This window comes from Desulfonauticus autotrophicus, assembly GCF_055381725.1.
In genome coordinates, this window is the sequence record NZ_AP042395.1 from 1,791,401 (window position 1) to 1,813,834 (window position 22,434).

The following is a 22,434-nucleotide window of genomic DNA, read 5'->3' on the forward strand; positions in this document are numbered from 1 at the left end:
AAAACTTCTTATTTTCCAGGATTGACTTAACTTTACTATTAGTTTTAAAGCCATTGGGTAAGCTTTTGGATTGCGGAGGAAAAAATGGAAAACATCGTGGTTATTGGCTCCCAGTGGGGAGATGAAGGAAAGGGAAAAATAGTTGATATTCTCACGGAAAAGGCTGATTTAATTGTTCGCTTTCAAGGTGGTAATAACGCAGGCCACACCTTGGTAGTGAATAATAAAACTTTTATTTTTCATCTTATTCCTTCTGGAGTTTTACATCAAGAAAAAGTGTGTCTCATTGGCAATGGAGTTGTTTTAGACCCTCAAGTGCTCTGTACTGAAATAGATGCTTTGGCCAAAGAAAATATTTTTATTACTCCTAAGCGGCTTAAAATAAGTAAAAAAACCCATATTATAATGCCTTACCATAAGCTTCTGGATGGATTAAGGGAGCAATTTAAATCTGGCAAAGATAAAATAGGAACTACTGGTAGGGGTATTGGTCCTTGCTATGAAGATAAAATGGCTAGAGTAGGTATTAGAGCTGGAGATTTTCAAAATTTAAACCTCTTAAAAGAAAAAATAAAAAAAGCCCTGGTGGAAAAAAATATTCTTTTCAAACATCTTTATAATCATCCAGGCCTTTCAGCAGAAGAAGTTTTTCAAGAAATAAAGCCTTTTGCCCAAAGATTAGTAAACTATCTTGCAGATGTAAGCTCTGAAATAGAAGAAGCTCAAAAAAAGAAAAAAGTTGTCCTCTTTGAAGGGGCCCAGGGTACTCATTTAGACATTGATCATGGCACCTACCCCTTTGTCACTTCCTCCAACACAGTTGCAGCAAATGCAGCTACAGGAAGTGGCACTTCTGCTAGAAGTTTGAAGAGGATTGTGGCCATTGTCAAAGCTTATACCACCAGAGTTGGAAGTGGTCCTTTTCCAACAGAAGATGAAGGTCCTTGTGGAGATTTTCTTCAACAAAAAGGAGCTGAATTTGGTGCAACCACTGGCAGAAAAAGAAGATGTGGCTGGCTGGATATGGTCATCTTGCGCGAATCCCTAAGGTTAAACGGACCTACAGAATTAGCTATCACCAAACTGGATGTATTAGGTGGGCTGGAAGAAATAAAAATCTGTACTTCCTACAAGTACAAAGGTGAAACTATCTATTATCCTCCTCAAGAAGAAAATGGTCTAGCTGAAGTAACTCCCATTTATCAAACTTTGCCAGGCTGGAAAGAAGATATCTCCAATATAACCAACTATAAAGACTTACCTGAAAATACTAAAAATTACCTTAAAACAATAGAAAATATTTTAGGAGTACCTATAAAAATTATTTCTGTTGGTCCTGCAAGAGAACAAACCATTTGGCTTGACTAAATGCAATTAAAAAATGAACTACTGATTTATTTAGATAAATTAAAAAACAAACCTCCTTCTAGCTTTATAATAGAAGGAGGTTTGGAAGAATCTAGATTAGAATTTTTTAAATTAATAGCTAAAAAATTAAACTGCCCTCAAGGTGGTTGTAATAATTGTAATTTCTGTTTAAATATTGATAAAAAAGAAGGTATAGATACTTTTATTTTTTCAAGCCAGGAAGTCCGTATAGAAAATATTAAAGAACTAAAATCAAAACTGGCTAATAAACCAAAATTAAATTATCGTTTAATTTGTTTTGAAGAAGCTCAAGATTTAAATATAAACTGTTTAAATTCACTTCTAAAAGTTTTAGAAGAAACTCCACCTCAAAATATATTCTTCTTTTTACTTCCCCAAAGAGAAAGTACTTTACAAACTATTGTTTCCAGAAGTTTTATTTTAAATATATCCTTTTTTAGAAGAGAATTAAATTTAAATATTCCTCTAGAAGAAATAAAAAAATGTATTCATCAAGGACACACTATTTTAAGCCTAAAAAAGAAGTTTAATTACAGCAAAAAAGATATCAGAAATTTAATTAACTATTTCCAACAAGAATTAATCAATGCTTTTTTAAATAAAGAGAGTATTTTTCATTCCCTAGATGAAAATCAGTTTTTTAAGTTAACCAATATTTTAAATAAAGCTCAAGAATGTCTTGCTTATAATTGTAATCCTCAATTAGTATTAGAATGGATGTTGGTAAAAATTTTTTTAATATCTAAAAAACTATAATTTTATAGATTTTCTTCTTTAATAACTCTATCAAAGCAAATTAATTTTTCTTCTCCTTCCAGGTTAGCCAGTTTTACTCCCATGGTATCTCTTCCAGCTACTCTTATATCTTTAACTCCTATTCTTATAATTTTATTGTTAGAATTCAATAAAATAATTTCATCTTCTTCATTAACTAAAATAGACCCACATACATTCCCAGTTTTAGAATTTACTTTCATATTCTTAATACCTTTTCCGCCTCTGGACTGAATTCTATACATATCTAGAGAAGTTCTTTTACCATATCCATTATCAGAAATAGTTAATAACTCATATCTATTATCTCCATTAATTTCTACTGCTGAGACTACAATATCATTAAGTCTTAAAGCTATTCCCTTTACTCCCATGGCATTTCTACCTATGGCTCTAACTTCATTGGTATTAAAACGAATACAATATCCATTTTTAGTAACTAACATAACTTCAGAATCATTATGAATTATCTTTACATCTATAAGTTCATCATCATCTCTTAAGTTAATAGCAATAATTCCATTTTGTCTTATATTTTTAAATAAAGAAGTATTAGTCTTTTTAACTAATCCTTTTTTAGTAACAAAAAAGAAATAATGATTATTATCCAAATTTCTCTTAAAGGCTAGTTTGCTAATAAATTCTCCTTCTTCTAAAGGAATTAAATTTTTTATATGGATACCTTTTGCTATTCTACTGGCTTCAGGTATATCGTAAACTTTTAACTTATAACATTTACCTTTATTAGAAAACAAATATAAATCTTGGTGGTTAGAAGTAGTAACAAGATCAATAACAAAATCATTATTTGATACATTTGCCCCTACTATTCCCTTACCACCTCTTCTTTGTTGATTATAAACACTTAAAGGTGTTCTTTTGATATATCCATTTCTAGTTAAAGTAACCACAACTTCTGTATCCGGAATAATATCTTCTATATTTATACTATCTGGATCATATGGTAAAATAACACTCTTTCTTTCTGAAGAATATTTTTCTTTTATTTCCTCTAATTCTTCTTTTATAACTCCTTTTAACACATCTTTATTATTTAAAATACTTTTTAAATATTCTATTTTTTTAATTATCTCATTATATTCATCTATTAATTTTTGTTTTTCTAGGTTAGTAAGACGTTGTAATTTCATATCTAAAATAGCTTGAGCTTGAATTTCAGAAAAATTATATCTAATCATCAATTTTTCTTTAGCTTCAGCTGGAGTTTTAGATTTCTTTATAATATCAATAATTTCATCAATATTATCTAAAGCAATTTTTAATCCTTCTAAAATATGTGCCCTTGCTTCTGCTTTTTCTAAATCAAACTTAGTTCTTCTTATAATAACTATTCTTCTATGTTCTAAAAAATACTCTAAAATTTCTTTTATATTAAGAAGTTGAGGTTTACCATTAACTACAGCCATTAAATTAATTCCATAGGACTGCTCTAAACCAGAAAACTTATATAATTTATTTATAACTATATCTTCATAAACTCCTTTTTTTAATTCTATAACAATTCTAATACCATTTCTATCAGATTCATCTCTTAAATCAGAGATACCTTCAATTTTATTTTCATTTATTAACTGGGCGATTTTTTCTACCAGATTAGACTTGTTAACTCCATAGGGAATTTCTTTAATTACAATACTTTTATGATTTTTATTTTCTTCTACTTCTATTTTAGAGCGTATTTTTATACTTCCTCTTCCTGTTTCATAAGCAGATTTAAGACCTTCTTTTCCATAAATAATAGCGCCAGTTGGAAAGTCAGGACCTTTAATATATTTCATTAAATCAGATATAGAACATCCTGGATTATCTATTAAAAACAATAAAGAATCTATTACTTCTTTTAAATTATGTGGAGGAATATTAGTAGCCATTCCAACTGCAATACCAGAAGATCCATTTATAATTAAATTGGGAACTTTAGTTGGAAGTACTTCTGGTTCAACTAAAGAATTGTCATAGTTTGGGCGAAAATTAACTGTATTTTTTTCTATGTCTGCTAAAAATTCTGAAGCTATTTTAGAAAGCCTGACTTCCGTATAACGCATTGCAGCAGCAGAATCACCATCAATGGAGCCAAAGTTACCTTGACCTTCTATTAAAGGCTCTCTCATATTAAAATCTTGAGCCATTCTCACCAAGGCATCATATACAGCAGAATCACCATGAGGATGATATTTACCTATTACATCACCAACTATTCTAGCTGATTTTTTAAAAGGTTTATTATAGGTATTACCAAGTTCGTGCATAGCGTATAAAATACGTCTATGCACTGGTTTCAAACCATCTCTAACATCAGGAAGAGCTCTACCTACAATAACACTTAAAGAATATTCTAAATAAGATTTCTTTAATTCATCTTCTATATTAATATAGTTCAACATAAAATTCTCCTAAATATCTAATTCTTTAACTAATAAAGCATTTTTCTGAATAAATTCTTTTCTTGGTTCTACCTTTTCACCCATTAAATTAAAAAACAACTCATCTGCTTCTTCAGCATCTTCTACTCTTACCTGATATAAATTTCTTTTTTCAGGATTCATAGTTGTATCCCAAAGTTGTTCTGGATTCATTTCACCCAAACCTTTATAGCGCTGAATATTAATACCTTTTCTAGAAAATTCATGTATTTTATCAAAAATAAAAATCAGGTCTCCAGATTCTATTTCTTGATCATTAAAAATAACCTTAAACTCTAATTCTGGAGATATACTTTTAAAGTAATCTAATATTTCATAAGATTTTTTATATAATCTAGAATTAAAAAACTCTACACCAAATTTTATATTAACATCATTACTATCTATATATATATATCTTTTCAAATCTTCATCCTCATATTCTATTAATTCTTGGTTTAAATTATATCCTAAATCATATAAATATTCTTTTAAACTTTCATAAATGGAATCAAAATTTTCTATAGTTATCTTCTCTTTATATTTTAACAGACCAAAAATAAGATTATAATCAAAACCTATTCTTTTAATTTCATCTAAATTAAACTTAAGCCTATTCAAATTATCTATAAAATTCTTTTTATCCTCAACAACATTTTCTTTACTATTATTTAGTGAAATGATACTAATTTTATCTAAAATTCTATTAATTAAAAATCTATTTAATTCATTATCATCAACAAAATAATATTCTTCTTTTCTTTCAGAAATTCTATATAAAGGAGGTTGGGCTATATATAAATACCCTTTATCTATAACTTCTTTAAATTTTCTATAAAAAAAAGTAAGTAAAAGAGTTCTAATATGAGCCCCATCAACATCAGCATCAGTCATGATAATTATTTTATGATAGCGAATTTTATCTACACTTCCTTCTTCCACATTCAAACCTAAAGCTGTAATTAAGGCACGAATTTCTTTATTTTCCAACATCTTATCCAATCTAGTTTTTTCTACATTTAAAATTTTTCCTCTCAAAGGTAAAATGGCCTGAAATTTAGGATTTCTCCCTTGTTTAGCTGAACCACCAGCAGAATCACCCTCAACAATAAAAATTTCACTTTCTTCTGGTGATTTACTCTGACAATCTGCCAATTTACCTGGAAGAGAATTATCAGAAAGAGCACTTTTTCTTCTCACCAGTTCTCTGGCCTTTTTGGCTGCTTCTCTAGCTCTGGCTGAATCTACGATTTTTTCTATTATATTTTTAGCTTCTTTAGGATTTTCTACTAAAAAAGTACTAATTGCTTCATACACAACACTAGCAACTACACCTTGAACTTCGCTATTACCTAATTTTGTTTTAGTTTGTCCTTCAAACTGAGGATTTGGAAGTTTAACACTAATAATAGCTGTTAAACCTTCTTTAACATCATCTCCAGAAATCTTAACTTTTAATTTTTTAGGTAATTCGTTATTATTTATATAATTATTTATAGCTCTGGTTAAAGCTGTTCTAAAACCTACTAAATGAGTACCACCTTCTATTGTTCTTATATTATTAGCAAAAGAAATTATTTTTTCAGAATAATTATTTGTATATTGAAAAGCAAACTCTATTTGAATTTTATCAATATCTTTATTTAAATAAAAAATAGGATGTAATCCATTACTTCCACTATTTAATTTTTCGACAAAAGATTTTATACCACCTTCGAATTTAAACTTATCACTATTACCAGTTCTTTCATCACTTAGTTCTATTAAAATACCACTATTTAAATAAGCTAATTCTTCAAATCTTTTGGCTAAAATGGAGTAATCAAAAGTAATATTTTCAAATATTTCTTCATCAGGTCTGAATTTAATAGTAGTTCCTGTTTTTTCCGTAGTTCCAATTTCCTGTAAAGAAGTTACAGGAATCCCTTTTTCATATCTTTGAAAATACTTTTTACCATTTCTTCTAATAGTAACTTCTAAAAATTCAGATAAGGCATTTACAACAGAAACTCCAACTCCATGAAGACCTCCAGATACTTTATAGACAGAATTATCAAATTTTCCACCAGCATGTAATACAGTCATAACAACTTCAACGGCAGGTCTTTTTTCCTTGGGATGAATATCAGTAGGAATACCTCTACCATTATCTATAACTGTTATACTGTTATCTAAATTAATTTTTACTTTAATAGTATCACAAAAACCTGCCATAGATTCATCTATACTATTATCTACTACTTCATAAACTAAGTGATGCAAACCTCTATAGTCAGTACTGCCAATATACATGGCAGGTCTTTTCCGTACAGCACTTAGACCTTCTAAAACTTTTATACTTTCAGCTGTATAGTTATTACTCATATTATAAAATTACTCCTCTGTATAATATGTTTCTTCTTCTATTTCTACTGGCATAGCAAAAATGACATAATTTGGATCTTCTTCTCCTTCTATTTTGAAAGGCTCTAATTTTCCTGAAAATCTAAAAGTTATATTTTCGGAAATAAAATGATCTAAAATTTCTATTATATCTTTAGTCATTAAAACTATGGAATCTAAATCTCCACTAAATTCACAACTTAAAATTTCCTGGGCTTCACCAATATCAGAACCATAAGCACTTAAAGTTATATTACTGGGAGATAATTTAAATATTGTCGATTTTGTATTAGTATTAAAAAGTATTAATCTATCTAAAGAATAAATTAAATCTTGTTTATTTATAGTTAAAGATGAATTCATTGAGTTTTTATATTTATCTAAAAAGTCGTGATAATTTGGAAAATTATAAGAACTCAAAGGAAAAGTATACATTTCTTGTTTATCTATAGTTCTAATAAATAGCCTTCCTTCATTTATATTAATCTCTATATCTTCTTCATTAAGTATCTTTTTCAATTCATTGACAATTTTTTTATTAATTAAAATACCTTCATCGGGTAATATATTATATATATCTTCGTTTATTAGTTTAAAAAGAGCCATTTTAGGTCCATTTAACCCACAAAATTCTATGTCTCCAACTTCTTTTCCTTTTTTTATACTCATACATGTCATACTTTCTAAAGATTCATCGTCAGATATACAGAAATAAACTTTATCTATAGCTTCTTTTATAATATCTCCTGACCATATTTTTTTATTTTCCTCTGGAAATTTATAAAATTCTTGAAACCAGGATGATTCTACAACAGGAATAGAATATTTATTTTGTCCTTGAGTTATAAGTACCTTTTGTCCTTGCAAACTTAAAGTAATATTTCCTGGATTTAATTTTTTTAATAAATCAGAAAAGATTTTTCCTTGTACTCCAATTAATCCTTCTTCTCTGGTTTCGCAGGGATAAGTACAGGTTATTTCTATATTGGAATCTGTAGCTAAAAACTGAACCTGGTTTTCCTTACTTTTAATCCAGATAGTTCTAAGAAAAGCAGCTCCGGTTTTTTGAGGTAAAATAGAAGCTATTTTTTGTACACCACTTAAAACTTCTTCTTTCTTAAAAATAATATTCATTTTTTTCTCCTTTTAGTTATTAAAAGTGTACATATGTTATTAAATCTTATAACTGTTTAATATTACTGAAAAAGTTATAAAAAATCATTTTTCCTAAATGTTCTTTTTTAAGAACATTTAATTTGGACGTTTTTTTTTGTTCTTAAGTATCCTTTAAACGGGATATCTTGTTCCTTAGTCCTTTGTTGACTAAGCTTAGACCCTGGACTAAGATAAGCTATAATAACTCAATTTTTAGTTTAAGGCAAATCTTTCTCAGGGTATAACTCGTTGATTTTTTTAATAAAAAAGAGGGTTAAAATGGGAACATTTAAAAAGAGCTTAAATGAGATAAATGAAAAAATTAAAAAGGGAAAGGCAGTTGTTTTAAATGCCTTAGAAATGGCTGAGTTAGTCCAAAAAGTGGGGAAAGAAAAGGCGGCCAGAGAAGTGGATGTAGTAACTACAGGTACCTTTTCTCCCATGTGTTCCTCTGGTCTTCTTTTTAATTTTGGTCAATATCCTCCTTTAATTAAAGCCTCAAAGGTTTGGTTAAATGGAGTTCCAGCTTACGCTGGATTGGCAGCTGTAGATGCTTATTTAGGAGCTACAGAACCAGCTGAGGACGATCCTTTAAATAAAGTTTTTCCTGGACAATTTAAGTATGGAGGAGGACATGTTATTGAAGACTTGGTTCGAGGAAAATCTGTTCATCTTCGAGCCCTGGCTTATGGTACAGACTGCTATCCTCGTAAATTTTTAGAAAAGGATATAACCTTAGGAGAACTTAGAAATGCCATTCTGTTAAATCCAAGGAATTGTTACCAGAATTATAACTGTGCAGTTAATCTAAGTTCCAAAATTAAATATACCTACATGGGGCCATTAAGGCCTAACTTGGGAAATGCCAATTTTGCCACTTCTGGTCCTTTGAGCCCTCTTTTCAATGATCCTTATTTACGCACAATAGGAACAGGTACGAAAATTTTCCTGGGAGGAGGTATAGGCTATGTTATTGGCTATGGAACTCAGCATAATCCTTCTCCTCCTCGAAATGAAAGGGGTCTTCCTTTAGTGCCAGCTGCCACCTTGATGTTAAAAGGAGACTTAAAGCAAATGCAGGCTCGTTATCTCAGGGGAGTGAGCTTGATTGGTTATGGTTGTTCCTTAAGTGTGGGAGTAGGAATTCCCATTCCCATTTTAGATGAAGAAATGGCCTGGTTTACTGGAGTAAGGGCAGAAGATATTTTAATGCCAGTAATAGATTACGGTGAAGATTATGGTCAAGGAAAGGCCAAGGCTTTAAAGTATGTTAACTATGCTGAACTCCTTGCTGGAGAAATAGAGTTAGAGGGTAAAAAAATTCCTACTGTTCCTCTTACTAGTTATTCTTTGTCCTTAGAAATAGCTAATAAATTGAAAGAGTGGATAGAAAAAGGAGAGTTTTTATTAACCGAATCTCAAGAACAGATTCCATCTTATTAAAAGAAAATAGACTGAAAAATTATTTAAAAGATTTAAATAAAAAAGGTAAAATTACTGTATGTTTTTCAGGAGGAGTTGATAGTGGTCTTTTAGTTTATTTATGTTTAAGTCTAAATCTTAATTTTGAAACAATTACTTTTTTTAATTTTGGATTTACAGAAGAAGAATATTTTTTTATTAAAAAATGGTGTAAAAATAATAATATTAAGAATAAACTTATATATATAAATTCTTTGAGTGAAGATAGTATAAGACTTAATAAGAAAGATAGATGTTATTTTTGTAAAAAAAATATTTTTAATAAAATAAAAAAAGAGTTTTCTTTATTGATTGAAGGTACAAATTGTACAGATTTGAAAGGATATAGGCCTGGTATAAAAGCTATAAAAGAATTAGAAGTTATAAGTCCTTATCTTGATTGCGGTATTGAAAAAAAGATATTATAGATATTTGTCGTAAGTATGGGTTATCTTTTTTAAATTTAAAGTCTAGATCTTGTCTTTTTACTAGGTTTGATTATAATTATTTTATTTATTTTTATTTAATTGATAAAATTAGAAAAATAGAAAATATATTTTTAATTTTAAAAATATTTGATTTTAGGATAAGGTTTTTAGTAGATAAAATTGTAGTACAAATATCTTTTACTGAATATAACAAAGTTATTAAATTTTATTTTTTTTTAAAAGTAAAGATGGAAGAATTTTTTAAATTTAAAAATGTAAATTTTATATTTTCTTCTCAGATAAGTGGATATTGGGATAAATTAAGAGGTATAAAATTATGATTTTTAAAGAAAGGTGTTTAAAAGTTAAAGAGTTTATTTCTAAAAATAATATCGATGCTTTTTTAGTTTTAAATCCTAGTAATAGATATTATTTATCTGGATTTGAATTAAAAGATGTTCAATATAATGAAAGTGCCGGTTTTTTGTTGATTACTAGAGATAAGGTATTTTTATTTACAGATTCTAGATATTTAGAAGAAGCTAAAAAACATTATGCTGATGATATTTTTATTTATAAAGAAAATAAATTTTATTTTATTAAGCAAAAAATTAAAGAATTAAATTTAAACAATATTGGTTTTGAATATGATTTTTTTCCTTATATTTTTTGGGAGAATTTAAAAGATTTAAATCTTTTTTCTTTTAAAGGAATAATTGAAAATATCAGAAAAATTAAAAATAAAGAAGAAATAGAAAAAATAAGAAAAGCAAATAAATTGGTTTATGAAGTTTTTGAAATAATTCCTTCTTATCTAAAAGAAGGAATCACAGAAATAGAGTTAGCCTGGTTTATTGAAAAGTTTTTTAGGGAAAAAGGAGCTCAAGGAACTTCTTTTGAACCTATTGTGGCTTTTGGTAAAAATTCTGCCTTACCTCATGCCAGGCCTTCAGAAAAGAAATTAAAAAAAGAAACTGTGGTCCTAATAGATATAGGTTGTAGGTATTTAGATTATTGTTCAGATCAAACCAGGACCTTTTGGTTTGGAGAAAATCCTCCAGAATATTTTTTAACCACTTTAGAGCTGGTGAAAAGAGCTCAGGAAAAAGCTATTAATTTTATTCAAGCAGGAAAAATAATAAAAGATGCTTATTGGTTAGTAAAAGAGTATTTTCAAGCTAAAGGGGTAGGTGAATATTTTACCCATGCCTTAGGGCACGGAATAGGCCTGGATACCCATGAAATACCTAGTTTGAGTCCTGCAAATGAGAATAAGTTTGAAGAAAATATGGTGGTTACAGTTGAGCCGGGTTTATATTATCCTGAGTGGGGTGGAGTTCGCTGGGAATATATGGTCCTGGTTACAAAAGAAGGCGTAGAAATAATATGAGTTTTTCTTCTAGAGCTTACCTGCTCTTACCCAGGAGAGATATTGCTTATTTTAAATTTTTGATTGAAGCCTGGGATAATTTGGCTTATTTAACAGTTATAGATAAATATAAGGCAGTTATTGAACTTAACTTTTCTAAAGAATATAAAAATAAAGTTTTAAAAGTTTTAGAAGCTATACAAAAAGAAATTGAACTTAAAATTTTATACTTAAAAGAGGAGTGAGTTATGCGTTATAAATACTTATTAATTTTTTTATTATCTCTATTTTTATACGCTATGGGAACAACTGATAATGTAGTTACAAGAATACCTTCTCCAGATAGATTTTTTAAAGTTAAAATTATAGATACTGAAGAAAATGAAATAATAGCAGATAATTTTTCTGTAAATGGATTGACTTATTTACCAGCAGAAATTGGAAAAACAGAAGTTAGCATTGATTTTAAGAAAATAGAAAAAATTTTATTTTTTAATCAAGATAAAAAACTAAAAATAAAAATAAAGTTTACTAATGGTGAGGTTTCTGACTTTACAATGAAAAAAGATATAGTTTTTTTTGGTCGTACTGGTTGGGGAAATTTAAAAATAAAATCTAAAGATATTAAACAATTAATTTTTATAAATTAAAAAAAAGTCTAGAATTTTTAGCTGTTTGTTCCCATACGCTTAGAACATCTTTCTTAATTATTTTACTTAAGGCATAGGCAGTAAAGAGCATATAAGCTGGCTGGTTGGTTTTTCCTCTATAAGGCATGGGAGTGAGATAAGGGCTATCTGTTTCTAAAACAACACTTTCTAAAGGAACATATTTAGCTACTTCCTGTAAGCTTATATTTTTGGTAAAAGTTAAAGCACCTGAATAAGAAAGTAACCACCCTTGTTCTAAAACTTTTTTTGCTTCTTCTTTTCCATAACTAAAACAATGAAATAACACTCTGGAAAGGTTAAAATTTTTTAAAATGGAAAAGGTATCTTCTTTAGCATCTCTAGAGTGAATAACCACAGGTATATCTAAATCTTTGGCTATACTTAATTGTACTTCTAGAATTTTTTTTTGTTCTTGTGGTGAAGAAAAATTATAGTAATAATCCAGACCTACTTCACCTAAGGCTTTTACATTTCTATCTTCTAAAATAATTTTTTTAATATTTTCTATCTCTTGATTATTTACTTTAGAGGCATCATGGGGATGAATACCTAAAATAAAAAAAATAGGATAGTTAGAAAAAAAATCTCTATATTGATAATATTCTGTAGAGGATAAAAATACATTTCCTATTTTGCTTATTCCACAAAATAAGGCCCGCTCAATTATAGAAGGCAATTCTTCAAGTTTGCTCATACTTAAGTGAGCATGAGTATCTATTCCTACTCTGGGTAAACTTAAAATTTCTGGATAAATTTTAGTTTTCTTCTTCTTTTTCCCATTTAAATAGCTCTCTAAATCCAATGCTTCTTCTATAAGTAAAACAGGTATTTCTTCTTTGATTGGATAGACTTTTTTACATTTAGCACAAATAAGTCCATCTTCTTCTTGAGTTAAAGTTAAATCACCTTTACATTTTGGGCAGGCTAAAATTTCCAGAAGTTCTTTATCTAAAGACATTTAAGCCTCCTATTTTTTATATATATAAATATTTTTGTTTAAAATTAAAAGAAAGATACTTTAAACTTTTAGCCAGAATAGCTACAACTAAAAAGGAAAATAAAAATCTTGCTACAAGAATTCCAGAAACATGAGCTCCAATTAAAAGCATAAGTAAAGTATCTTCTATTATACTATGGGATAGTCCCATAAGAGTTAAGGATTTAAAAATATCTTCTTTGGGAATAATACCCTTTTTACTTTCCTGAATGAGCAAAGCTCCTCCATAAGATATACCCATAGTTAAACCAATAATAGTTAAAGGTATTGCCTTGGTTCCTAAGTCTAAAATTTTTATAATTGGTTCTAACAATTTATTTAATAAGGAAATTATTTTTGTTTTTTCCAGAATCTTAATAGTTAAAATTAGAAAGAGAATTATAAAATAAATGTAAATTAAATTTTTAATTTGATAAATTAACCAGTTTGATAAATCAGCTGGTTCATGAGAGAGATTTAATAAGAATTCTCCCTTATAATTCAAAAGATTAAATTTTGTGTATATTTGATTTAAAATTATCCCCAAAACTAAGGCTCCTAAAAAACGACACAAAAATTGAAAAAAAGTTTAGGTCCTGATTTTTGAACTATTTTTAATTCCACAGGAAAAGAATGAGCTATTAAAATCATTGTGGCCAGGATTGTTATTTGGGCTACAGTCAAGCTTTGAGTTTCAGTAAGGGAAGGCAGGATGACTAAACCAGCATATATATTGTTTATTATACAGGTTGCCCAAACTATACCCATACTTCCTGGTAAACCTACCAAACTCATTATAGGTTTTAATGCTTGAGCTATATACTTTATTAAATCCAGCGAAACTACTATCTTTACTACAATAATTACAGGAATCATTATTTTTATCAATTCGTACCAGGTAAGTATACTGTCTTTAAGTATTTTTTTTATAAATTTTAACATATTAAAATATATTTTTTAAGATGTTTTCCTTTGAAGTGCTTTCACTGGGTGTATTAGTAGAGCTGATTTCTTTTGGTTCGGTTCCCTTTTTAAAAGGAAGGATATAAACAGGATCACTTTTGGGTCCAGCCAACTTCCCTGTTTTTCCATCTATTTTTAACATTACAATATTGCTTGGTTTGGGAAAATCTTGAACTGGATAGTTATTTTCAACAGCTAAACGATAATTTACCCAAATGGGAGAAGCAGCTCTAGAACCAGTCTCGTATTTTCCCATGGGCCTTAATTGGTCAAATCCAACATAAACCCCTGTAAGTAAATAGGGAGAAAAACCTATAAACCAGGCATCTTGTTCATTATTGGTGGTTCCTGTTTTACCAGCAACAGGTCTTTTCAAGACCTTTGCCCGAAAACCTGTGCCGCTTTTTACCACCTCTTGCAGTAAGTAGGTGATAATATAAGCGGTATCTGGACTTAAAGCTTCTTTTATAAGGGGTTGATGTTCATATAAAACTTCTCCCCAAGAAGTTTTAACTTCTTTTACCAAATAGGGGTCTATATAGGTTCCAAGTCTGGCAAAGGCAGTATAAGCTCTACAAAGTTCTCTTAGAGTAACAGGAACAGAACCCAAACTAATGGATAGGTCTTGAGGAAAGTTTTCTTCTATTCCCAGGGCCTTGGCTCTTTCAATAATCTTTTTGACTCCTAATTTTTGGGCTATTCTAATAGTGACTAGATTTCTGGACTTAACCAGGGCAGTTCTAAGTAAAGTGGGTCCATAAAAGATTCCTTCAAAGTTTTCTGGTTTCCAGGTAGAGTTGGTGTTAGTATCTTCATAAACGATTGGTGCATCTAAGACAATGGAAGCAGGAGTAAAGCCATTGTCCATAGCAACAGAGTAAACAATAGGCTTAAAGGCTGAACCAGGTTGTCTTTTGGCTTGAGTGGCTCGATTAAATTGAGAACGATTAAAACTATATCCTCCTACCAAAGCCAGCACTTCCCCGCTTCTGGGATCTACAGAAAAAGGGCCCCTTCTACTTCTGGTTCTTGTTCTAAAGCAAGTAGCCAGTAATCTTTTTCTTTACCTTTAAAACTGGCTAAAACCACGTCTCCAGGTTTTAATACCTGAGTGGCGTCTTTGACTTTGGGTACATCTTCAGGTGCCTTTTTGGGATCTGGAGTCCTGGCCCAGGACATGTATTTTACAGGGATAAAACCTTTATACTTTCCAAATCTAACCCAGGCTCCTTGAGGCTCCACTTTGGTTACTAAAACCTCAATCCATTCTGAACTATTGGGAAGGAACAATTCTGGCTGTAAGACTTGAGTTTGAAGAAAATTTTCGTATTCCAGAGGAGTTAGAGTTTTAAGAGGACCTCTAAATCCTCTTCTTTTGGTAGAGGCAATTAGACCTTTTTTCAGGGAATTTTCTGCTGCATTTAAATGTTCTAAATCTGCACAGGTTTGAACTACCAATCCACCCTTATAAACTTTATCTTCTCCAAACTTATTTATGAGCCACCTTCTAACTTCTTCTAGGTAATAGGCCCCCTGTTGCCAGGAAGGATTTCCAGAAGACTTGAGAATAAGAGGATAATTTAAGGCTTCCTTATATTCTTGAGGTGAAATCCACTTTAATTCCAGAAGTCTTCCCAGAACATAGTGTTGCCTTTTTTTAGCTGCTTCAAAGTTATTATAAGGATTATATTTAGAGGGTGCCTTGGGTAAACCTGCAATAAGGGCTGCTTCTGCCAGGTTGAGCTCTTTGGCGTGTTTACCAAAATAGGTTCTGGCAGCTGCTTCAATGCCATAAGCTCCATGCCCTAAATAGATTTGGTTTAAGTAAATAGTAAGAATCTCATTTTTATTTAAATATTTTTCCAATCTATAAGCTAAAATTATTTCTTTTAATTTTCTTTTATAACTCCTTTCTGGAGTTAGAAGCAGGGATTTTATTATTTGTTGAGTTATAGTACTTCCTCCCTGGACTATGGTTCCTGCCTGTAGGTTTTTTATTGCTGCTCTAATAATTCCCAGCAAATCTATTCCTTCATGTTCATAAAAATTAGAATCTTCAGCTGCTAGAAAGGATTTTATAACCCAGGGAGATATTTCTTTTAAAGATACTAAAAATCTTTTTTCTTTATAAAAATAACCAAGAATATTTCCATTTTTAGTATATACAGTTGTAACCAGGGGTGGATTATAGTCTGTTATTTTTTTAAAATTGGGTAAATCTCTTTGAGCCCAAAAGTAAATTCCTACTAAACCTCCCAATCCCATCAAAATGAGTATGACTAGAATTATAATTAATATTTTTATTTTTTTCATTTTTTTATCCAATTAAATTATTTTTATAGTTTCCATATAGCTGAAAAATATATTCTGGTTCATAATCAAATATTTTTAATAGTTCTTTAACTTGGTTGCTTTTCTTCTGAGCGAAACAATTATTATCCTTAAAAAATACAATTTTTCTGTTTATAACCCAAAAGGGGTATATCCTGCAAAAGAAAGGGCGATTTTTTACTTTTAAAGAGCATCCTTTTGAAGTTAAAAAAATACATTTTTTATTTACTATATTTAATCTAAAATATGATTTTTTTTCTTTAAAAAAAGAAAAAATTTTTTTATCCTCAGGAAAAATTTTTTTTAAATTATTTAAAAATTCAGTAGTTACTTTTTCTAAAAAAAAGAACTCCTCTTTAGTTTCCTTTTTAATTTGTTCTATTTCTAAATTACTTAAAGGAAAAATAATATTTTGTTCATCGTTCAAAGTGCAGCAGGTTGGATATAGTTGTGAACATTTTTTACAAATATATTCTTCCATTTAACTAAATTTTAATTTACCTTTACCTAAAAGGTCGTGAAGGTGAATTATACCTACTAATTTTTTTTCCTTATCATTATTTACTACTGGTAAAACTGTTATTTGTTTTTCTTCCATTAAGTCCAGAGCTTTTGCAGATTTTTCGCTTTCTTGAATATATTTTGGATTTTTGGTCATTACTTCTGAAATAGATTTATTATAATCTATATTTTCTTTACAAGCTAGTCTTCTTAAATCTCCATCAGTAAATACACCCTGTAGAATATTTTTCTCATCCCTTATAATTACTATTCCTAAGTTGGTTTTATTCATTACTTCTAAGGCTTTTTTTAGGCTTTCTGTGTTAAAAACTAGAGGTATGTTGCTGTGCATAAGGGAACGGATGGGTTCTGAAAGTCTTTTCCCCAGAAAGCCTCCAGGGTGATAGAGTTTAAAATCTTCTTCTTTGAATTCCTTTTTTTTGATTAAACAAACGGCTAAAGCATCACCCAGGACCAAAGTTGCAGTGGTACTTGCAGTGGGAGCGAGGTTTAAGGGGCAGGCCTCCCTTGGCACTTTTACTTTAAGCACCAGGTCGCTTAATTTGCCCAAGGTGGAATTAGGATTGGAGGTGAGGCTAATAATTCTTAGGCCCAATTGGCGAAGAGAGGGAATGATGGCATTGAGTTCGTCTGTTTCTCCACTGTTGGAAATGGCCAAAACAACATCTTCTTTTTGGAGCATTCCCAGATCGCCATGGGCTCCTTCTACTGGATGAAGAAAAAGGCAGGAGTACCAGTACTGCTTAAAGTAGCAGCTATTTTTCTACCCACCAAACCTGATTTACCAATACCTGTAATAACTACTCTCCCTTTGCACTTGGCTAAGATTTCTATGGCCAGGTCAAAGTTGTGATCCAGGTCCTTTTTGACCTGCTCCAAACCTTGTATTTCAATCTCAAAGACTTCTTGTGCTAATTGCAGCCATTTATTCATTTTACCACTCTACACAAAATTTTCCGCACTTTTCACTGGGTTTTAAGGGATATTCTTCATTAAAACAGGCCAGACAGAAGTTATTTTTCCAGGAAACAGATTTCTTTAGGCCTTCCAGGCTTAAATAGTGCAAGCTATCCAGGCCAATAAATCTAGCTATATCATTTACGCTTTGCTTGCTGGCAATTAGTTCTCCTTTGGAAGAAAAGTCAATACCAAAGAAACAAGGATAGCGGATGGGTGGACAGCTTACCCGCATGTGAATTTCTCTAGCTCCCAGTTCTCGTAGTTTTTTTACCCTGGTTCTAATAGTAGTGCCCCTAACGATGGAGTCTTCAATGATTATGATGCGCTTGTTTTTTATCATTTTAGCCACAGGATTTAGCTTTACTCGCACTCCAAAGTCACGCATATCTTGAGAGGGCTGGATAAAGGTCCTGCCCACATAGTGATTACGAATCATGGCCATTTCAAAGGGTAAGCCTGAGGCCTGGGCATAACCAATGGCTGCATAAACTCCAGAATCTGGAAAGGGCATTACAAAGTCTGCTTCAATGGGAGCTTCCTGGGCCAGAATAGTTCCCATTTTTTTTCTGGCCAGATAGACTTCTTCTTCAAAGACAATGGAATCTGGTCGGGCAAAATAAATGAGTTCAAAAATACAGGAAGATTGTTTTTGAGGTTCAGCAAAAAAGATACTATTTAAGCGGTCTTCTTCAATAATAACCATTTCCCCTGGTTTTACACAGCGCAGGTATTCTGCTTCCAGGAGGTCAAAGGCGCAGGTTTCTGAGGCCAAAACATAGGAAGAGCCCACTTTACCAATGGAAAGGGGACGAAAGCCTAAAGGATCCCTTAAACCAATTAGTTTATTATTTATGAGGATAATTAAACTATAAGCCCCTTGAATTTTGGCCAGGGTCTTGATCAGGGCTTCTTCTATGGTGCTCCCATTTAAGTACTTGGCTAAAAGATGGACAATAACTTCACTGTCCATGGTAGTCTGGAAAATGACTCCTTCATTTTCCAGTTCTTGTCTCAGCTCCCAGGTATTGATGAGATTACCATTGTGGCCAATGGCAATATTTAAGTCTTTAAAATGAACCATAAAAGGCTGGGCATTACAAATTTGCGAAGAGCCAGTGGTGGAATAACGTACATGTCCCAGAGCAATATCCCCAGGTAATTGTCGCAAATTTTCTTCTTTAAAAACGTCTGGAACCAGGCCCATACCTTTGTGTTCAAACATTTTTTGTCCATCAAAGCTGACTATACCTGCGCTTTCCTGCCCTCGATGTTGCAAGGCATAAAGGCCAAAATAGGTCATTCTGGCGGCTTCTGGATGACCATAAATGGCAAAAAGTCCACAAGCTTCTTTTTTCATTTTAGTTTATTCCTCTTTGTTTGTAATATTCTTGTAAGCTTTTAATTTGCAAATCAGCATTTAACCTTTCTTTTATGGCCAGGGCCATAGCCTTGGCTGCAGAAATAGTAGTAGTATAAGGTATGCCATAAAGCAGAGCTGTTTGTCTCAGGGAAGAAGAATCCTGTACGGTTTTTTTGCCAGAAGAGGTGTTTATAAGTAGGTCTATTTGACCATTTTTTATGTAATCAATGGCATTGGGCCTACCTTCATAAACTTTGTTGACAATTTCTACAGGTATTCCTGCTTCTTGCAAAAATCTTCCTGTTCCTCTGGTGGCAATTATTTTAAAGCCCAGTTCCTGAAAAATTCTGGCAGGTAATATGGCCAAAGGTTTATCTCTATCATTGACAGAAATAAAGACATTGCCCTTTAAAGGTAGATTTTGACCAGCTGCCAACTGACTTTTGAGATAAGCCAGACCTACATTGGCATCTATGCCCATTACTTCCCCTGTAGAGCGCATTTCAGGACCTAAAATCACATCCACTCCTGGAAAGCGGTTAAAAGGCAATACTGCTTCTTTGACTGCAAAATAGTTGGGTTTACCCGGTCTTTGGGGAAGCAGGTCTTTTAATTTTTTCCCCCACATAACTTTTGTGGCTAACTTGGCTAGGGGGATACCTGTTGCCTTACTTACAAAAGGTACAGTTCTGGAAGCTCTGGGGTTTACCTCCAGAATAAAGACTTCCTTATCCTTTACAGCAAACTGGATATTCATCAATCCCACTACTTTTAATTCCTGGCTTAGAAGTTTGGTTTGCCTTTCTATTTCAGCAATGAGCTCAGGAGATAGGGTGTGAGGAGGTAAAACACAAGCAGAATCTCCAGAATGTACGCCTGCTTCTTCAATGTGTTCCATTATGCCACCTATGTAGGTATCCTCTCCATCACTTAAGGCGTCCACGTCTATTTCAATGGCATTTTCCAAAAATTTATCTATTAAAATGGGATGATCAGGCGAGGCCCAGATGGCCTGCTGAAAATAATTTTCCAGATCTTCACTGTCATAAACGATTTCCATAGCCCTTCCGCCTAAAACATAGGATGGCCGCACCACCACTGGATAACCTATTTTTTCAGCTATTTTTAAAGCTTCTTCCTTGGAAAAGGCTGTGGCATTGGCTGGTTGTTTTAGCTTGAGTTTGTTTAAGAGTTGTTTAAATAATTCTCTGTCTTCTGCCTGGTCTATACTTAAAGGAGAAGTTCCCAAGATAGGTACGCCTGCTTCTAAAAGAGAAAGAGCTAGATTTAAGGGAGTCTGGCCACCAAACTGGACAATCACCCCATCTGGTTGTTCAAACTCAATAATATTTAAAACATCTTCAAAGGTTAAAGGTTCAAAGTAGAGCCTATCAGAAGTATCGTAGTCTGTACTTACTGTTTCTGGATTGGAATTAACCATAATGGCTTTAACACCCATTTCCTGCAGGGCAAAGGCAGCATGTACGCAACAATAGTCAAATTCTATACCCTGTCCAATGCGATTGGGCCCACCACCTAAAATGACCACTTTTTTTCCTTTAGAGGTGCAACCTCTTTTCCTGGCTCATAAGTGGAATAAAAATAGGGGGTATAGGCTTCAAACTCTGCTGCACAGGTGTCTACTAGATAATAGGTTGGTTTGAGTTCTTGTTTTTGACGGGCAAGGCGTACTTCTTTTTCTGGCAAGTTGAAAATTTTTCCCAGTTGCTTATCCGAAAATCCAAAAGCCTTGGCTTGCTGAAAAAGCTCTTTGTTGGCTTTAAACTCTTCCCAGGAAAGAGTTTTTAATTTTTCTTCCAGGTCAATAAGTTCTTGAATTTGATCTAAAAACCAGGGATCAATGCCTGTAAGTTGATAGATTTCCTCTTGAGAAATGACTTTTAGAGCCTGCTTTAAATAGAGCAGGCGTTTGGAGTTGGGATTACGAATGAGGCTTTTTAATTCTTCTATGTCTGGAGGTGTTTCTATGTCTTCAAATCCAGCCAATCCTATTTCCAGGGAGCGAAAACCTTTTTGCAAGGCCTCTTTAAAAGTACGGCCAATGGCCATGGTCTCACCCACACTTTTCATAGCTGTATTGAGTTCGTCTTTGGAACCAGGGAATTTTTCAAAGGTAAAACGAGGGATTTTGACTACACAGTAGTCAATGGTAGGTTCAAAGGAGGCCACAGTTTCCTTGGTAATGTCATTGGGAATTTCATCCAGAGTATAGCCTACGGCTAATTTGGCTGCTATTTTGGCTATGGGAAAGCCTGTGGCTTTGGAAGCAAGAGCAGAAGACCTGGAAACTCTGGGGTTCATTTCAATAACTACCATCTCCCCATTTTGAGGGTTGATGGCAAATTGAACATTGGAGCCCCCTGTTTCCACTCCTATTTCCCGCATGATGGCAAAGGCAGCATCACGCATTTTTTGGTATTCTTTATCGCTTAAGGTTTGCGCCGGAGCTACGGTAATGGAATCTCCTGTGTGTACTCCCATGGGATCAAGGTTTTCTATGGAACAAATGATTACACAGTTGTCCTTTTTATCTCGCATTACTTCCAATTCAAATTCTTTCCAGTGCAATACAGATTCTTCCAGCATTACCTCTTGTTTAAGGCTGGCCTTAAGGCCCTGCGATGCTATGTGTTTTAATTCTTCTAGATTGTAGGCAATGCCTCCTCCTGTACCACCTAGAGTAAAAGCAGGTCTAACAATAATGGGAAAGGGAATTTCTTCGGCCAGTCTGATGACATCTTCTAAAGAGCGGGCAATACCACTTTTGGGAACTTTTAGACCAATTTTGGCCATAGCCGCCTTAAATTCTTCTCTACTTTCTGCTTTTTTAATGGCCTCAAGTGAAGCACCGATTAGCTCTACATTGTATTTTTCTAAAATACCTTCTTCAGCTAAAGCCACAGATACATTTAAAGCTGTTTGCCCTCCTAAGGTGGGTAATAGGGCATCAGGTTTTTCTTGGGCAATTATCTTGGCTATTATTTCTGGAACAATGGGCTCTATGTAAGTGGCATCTGCTAATGCTGGGTCAGTCATAATGGTAGCGGGATTGGAGTTTATTAAAACCACTTCATAGCCTTCTTCTTTTAAGGCTTTGATGGCTTGAGTCCCAGAATAATCAAATTCACAGGCCTGCCCAATAACAATAGGCCCTGAACCAATGACCAGGATTTTTTTTAAGTCTGTCCTTTTTGGCATCGTCTCCCCTAATTTGACTTTTTAAGTTTTTACAGGATAAAAGAGTTCCAT

At 32.1% G+C, this 22,434-nt stretch carries 19 protein-coding genes and 1 pseudogene; 7 read left to right on the top strand and 13 right to left on the bottom strand.

Annotation, left to right across the window (positions count from 1 at the left end; translation table 11 throughout):
* Positions 1-84 precede the first annotated feature (84 nt).
* Together ACZ42F_RS10160 and ACZ42F_RS10165 are read left to right on the top strand one after the other, a co-directional pair.
* A complete protein-coding gene (locus tag ACZ42F_RS10160; RefSeq protein ID WP_464278896.1) occupies positions 85-1,368 on the top strand; it encodes an adenylosuccinate synthase in 1,284 nt (427 codons plus the stop codon).
* Entirely contained in the window at positions 1,369-2,145 is a 777-nt protein-coding gene (locus ACZ42F_RS10165; RefSeq protein ID WP_029967708.1) for a hypothetical protein, read from the top strand.
* 2 nt (positions 2,146-2,147) lie between these two features.
* Here the strand turns inward: ACZ42F_RS10165 and gyrA are convergent, their stop codons facing one another.
* Genes gyrA through dnaN form a run of 3 tightly spaced genes read right to left on the bottom strand, consistent with a single transcriptional unit; the run spans position 2,148 to position 8,102 of the window.
* Positions 2,148-4,568, bottom strand: a complete 2,421-nt coding sequence (gene gyrA / locus ACZ42F_RS10170) for a DNA gyrase subunit A (RefSeq protein WP_464278897.1) — start codon at positions 4,566-4,568, stop codon at positions 2,148-2,150.
* Between the two features lie 9 nt (positions 4,569-4,577).
* Positions 4,578-6,950: a DNA topoisomerase (ATP-hydrolyzing) subunit B gene (gene gyrB / locus ACZ42F_RS10175; protein WP_029967706.1), complete on the bottom strand. Its 2,373-nt coding sequence runs from the start codon at positions 6,948-6,950 to the stop codon at positions 4,578-4,580.
* A 9-nt stretch (positions 6,951-6,959) separates the two neighbouring features.
* Positions 6,960-8,102, bottom strand: a complete 1,143-nt coding sequence (gene dnaN / locus ACZ42F_RS10180) for a DNA polymerase III subunit beta (protein ID WP_029967704.1) — start codon at positions 8,100-8,102, stop codon at positions 6,960-6,962.
* Between the two features lie 300 nt (positions 8,103-8,402).
* Between dnaN and ACZ42F_RS10185 the strand changes: the two genes are divergently transcribed.
* From ACZ42F_RS10185 to ACZ42F_RS10205, 5 genes are all read left to right on the top strand, one after another.
* Positions 8,403-9,566 (top strand): homocysteine biosynthesis protein, encoded by a 1,164-nt coding sequence (locus tag ACZ42F_RS10185; RefSeq protein ID WP_464278898.1) that lies wholly within the window; start codon positions 8,403-8,405, stop codon positions 9,564-9,566.
* Positions 9,506-10,012 (top strand): adenine nucleotide alpha-hydrolase family protein, encoded by a 507-nt coding sequence (locus tag ACZ42F_RS10190; protein ID WP_464278899.1) that lies wholly within the window; start codon positions 9,506-9,508, stop codon positions 10,010-10,012. The genes ACZ42F_RS10185 and ACZ42F_RS10190 overlap by 61 nt, the downstream gene beginning before the upstream one ends.
* A gap of 337 nt (positions 10,013-10,349) precedes the next feature.
* A complete protein-coding gene (locus ACZ42F_RS10195) occupies positions 10,350-11,402 on the top strand; it encodes a M24 family metallopeptidase (protein WP_464278900.1) in 1,053 nt (350 codons plus the stop codon).
* Positions 11,399-11,626, top strand: coding sequence for a DUF4911 domain-containing protein (locus ACZ42F_RS10200; RefSeq protein ID WP_029967696.1), 228 nt, complete (start codon positions 11,399-11,401; stop codon positions 11,624-11,626). Before ACZ42F_RS10195 ends, ACZ42F_RS10200 begins: the two co-directional genes overlap by 4 nt.
* A gap of 3 nt (positions 11,627-11,629) precedes the next feature.
* A complete protein-coding gene (locus tag ACZ42F_RS10205) occupies positions 11,630-12,031 on the top strand; it encodes a hypothetical protein (RefSeq protein WP_464278901.1) in 402 nt (133 codons plus the stop codon).
* Here the strand turns inward: ACZ42F_RS10205 and ACZ42F_RS10210 are convergent.
* The 10 genes and pseudogenes from ACZ42F_RS10210 to carB all read right to left on the bottom strand — a co-directional run bounded on the left by ACZ42F_RS10210 (position 12,021) and on the right by carB (position 22,383).
* Entirely contained in the window at positions 12,021-13,010 is a 990-nt protein-coding gene (locus tag ACZ42F_RS10210) for a YchF/TatD family DNA exonuclease (protein WP_464278902.1), read from the bottom strand. The two genes, ACZ42F_RS10205 and ACZ42F_RS10210, sit on opposite strands and share 11 nt — an antisense overlap.
* Positions 13,011-13,026: 16 nt before the next feature.
* Positions 13,027-13,362 (bottom strand): hypothetical protein, encoded by a 336-nt coding sequence (locus ACZ42F_RS10215; protein ID WP_464278903.1) that lies wholly within the window; start codon positions 13,360-13,362, stop codon positions 13,027-13,029.
* Between the two features lie 224 nt (positions 13,363-13,586).
* A complete protein-coding gene (locus tag ACZ42F_RS10220) occupies positions 13,587-13,970 on the bottom strand; it encodes a nucleoside recognition domain-containing protein (protein WP_464278904.1) in 384 nt (127 codons plus the stop codon).
* 1 nt (position 13,971) lies between these two features.
* Entirely contained in the window at positions 13,972-14,970 is a 999-nt protein-coding gene (locus ACZ42F_RS10225) for a penicillin-binding transpeptidase domain-containing protein (protein WP_464278905.1), read from the bottom strand.
* A 17-nt stretch (positions 14,971-14,987) separates the two neighbouring features.
* Positions 14,988-16,304, bottom strand: a complete 1,317-nt coding sequence (locus ACZ42F_RS10230) for a transglycosylase domain-containing protein (protein WP_464278906.1) — start codon at positions 16,302-16,304, stop codon at positions 14,988-14,990.
* A 4-nt stretch (positions 16,305-16,308) separates the two neighbouring features.
* Positions 16,309-16,803 (bottom strand): YkgJ family cysteine cluster protein, encoded by a 495-nt coding sequence (locus ACZ42F_RS10235; protein WP_029967677.1) that lies wholly within the window; start codon positions 16,801-16,803, stop codon positions 16,309-16,311.
* Positions 16,804-17,526 carry a KpsF/GutQ family sugar-phosphate isomerase gene (locus ACZ42F_RS10240; protein WP_464278907.1) on the bottom strand — a complete coding sequence of 241 codons (723 nt, stop codon included), beginning with the start codon at positions 17,524-17,526 and terminating at the stop codon, positions 16,804-16,806.
* Positions 17,527-17,549: 23 nt separating this feature from the next.
* Positions 17,550-17,777, bottom strand: a complete 228-nt coding sequence (locus ACZ42F_RS10245; protein WP_464278908.1) for a hypothetical protein — start codon at positions 17,775-17,777, stop codon at positions 17,550-17,552.
* 1 nt (position 17,778) lies between these two features.
* The gene (gene purF / locus ACZ42F_RS10250; RefSeq protein WP_464278909.1) at positions 17,779-19,161 is read right to left on the bottom strand and encodes an amidophosphoribosyltransferase; all 1,383 of its coding nucleotides are present in this window, start codon (positions 19,159-19,161) and stop codon (positions 17,779-17,781) included.
* Between the two features lies 1 nt (position 19,162).
* A pseudogene (gene carB, locus ACZ42F_RS10255) lies at positions 19,163-22,383 on the bottom strand (carbamoyl-phosphate synthase large subunit).
* Between the last annotated feature and the right edge of the window lie 51 nt (positions 22,384-22,434).

Excerpts from the sequence above, each read along its gene's own strand:
- ACZ42F_RS10160 (WP_464278896.1), top strand. The coding sequence starts at position 85 with ATGGAAAACATCGTGGTTATTGGCTCCCAGTGGGGAGATGAAGGAAAG.
- ACZ42F_RS10165 (WP_029967708.1), top strand. The coding sequence starts at position 1,369 with ATGCAATTAAAAAATGAACTACTGATTTATTTAGATAAATTAAAAAAC.
- gyrA (WP_464278897.1), bottom strand. The coding sequence starts at position 4,568 with ATGTTGAACTATATTAATATAGAAGATGAATTAAAGAAATCTTATTTA.
- gyrB (WP_029967706.1), bottom strand. The coding sequence starts at position 6,950 with ATGAGTAATAACTATACAGCTGAAAGTATAAAAGTTTTAGAAGGTCTA.
- dnaN (WP_029967704.1), bottom strand. The coding sequence starts at position 8,102 with ATGAATATTATTTTTAAGAAAGAAGAAGTTTTAAGTGGTGTACAAAAA.
- ACZ42F_RS10185 (WP_464278898.1), top strand. The coding sequence starts at position 8,403 with ATGGGAACATTTAAAAAGAGCTTAAATGAGATAAATGAAAAAATTAAA.
- ACZ42F_RS10195 (WP_464278900.1), top strand. The coding sequence starts at position 10,350 with ATGATTTTTAAAGAAAGGTGTTTAAAAGTTAAAGAGTTTATTTCTAAA.
- ACZ42F_RS10200 (WP_029967696.1), top strand. The coding sequence starts at position 11,399 with ATGAGTTTTTCTTCTAGAGCTTACCTGCTCTTACCCAGGAGAGATATT.
- ACZ42F_RS10205 (WP_464278901.1), top strand. The coding sequence starts at position 11,630 with ATGCGTTATAAATACTTATTAATTTTTTTATTATCTCTATTTTTATAC.
- ACZ42F_RS10210 (WP_464278902.1), bottom strand. The coding sequence starts at position 13,010 with ATGTCTTTAGATAAAGAACTTCTGGAAATTTTAGCCTGCCCAAAATGT.
- ACZ42F_RS10220 (WP_464278904.1), bottom strand. The coding sequence starts at position 13,970 with ATGTTAAAATTTATAAAAAAAATACTTAAAGACAGTATACTTACCTGG.
- ACZ42F_RS10230 (WP_464278906.1), bottom strand. The coding sequence starts at position 16,304 with ATGAAAAAAATAAAAATATTAATTATAATTCTAGTCATACTCATTTTG.
- ACZ42F_RS10235 (WP_029967677.1), bottom strand. The coding sequence starts at position 16,803 with ATGGAAGAATATATTTGTAAAAAATGTTCACAACTATATCCAACCTGC.
- ACZ42F_RS10240 (WP_464278907.1), bottom strand. The coding sequence starts at position 17,526 with ATGCTCCAAAAAGAAGATGTTGTTTTGGCCATTTCCAACAGTGGAGAA.
- ACZ42F_RS10245 (WP_464278908.1), bottom strand. The coding sequence starts at position 17,777 with ATGAATAAATGGCTGCAATTAGCACAAGAAGTCTTTGAGATTGAAATA.
- purF (WP_464278909.1), bottom strand. The coding sequence starts at position 19,161 with ATGAAAAAAGAAGCTTGTGGACTTTTTGCCATTTATGGTCATCCAGAA.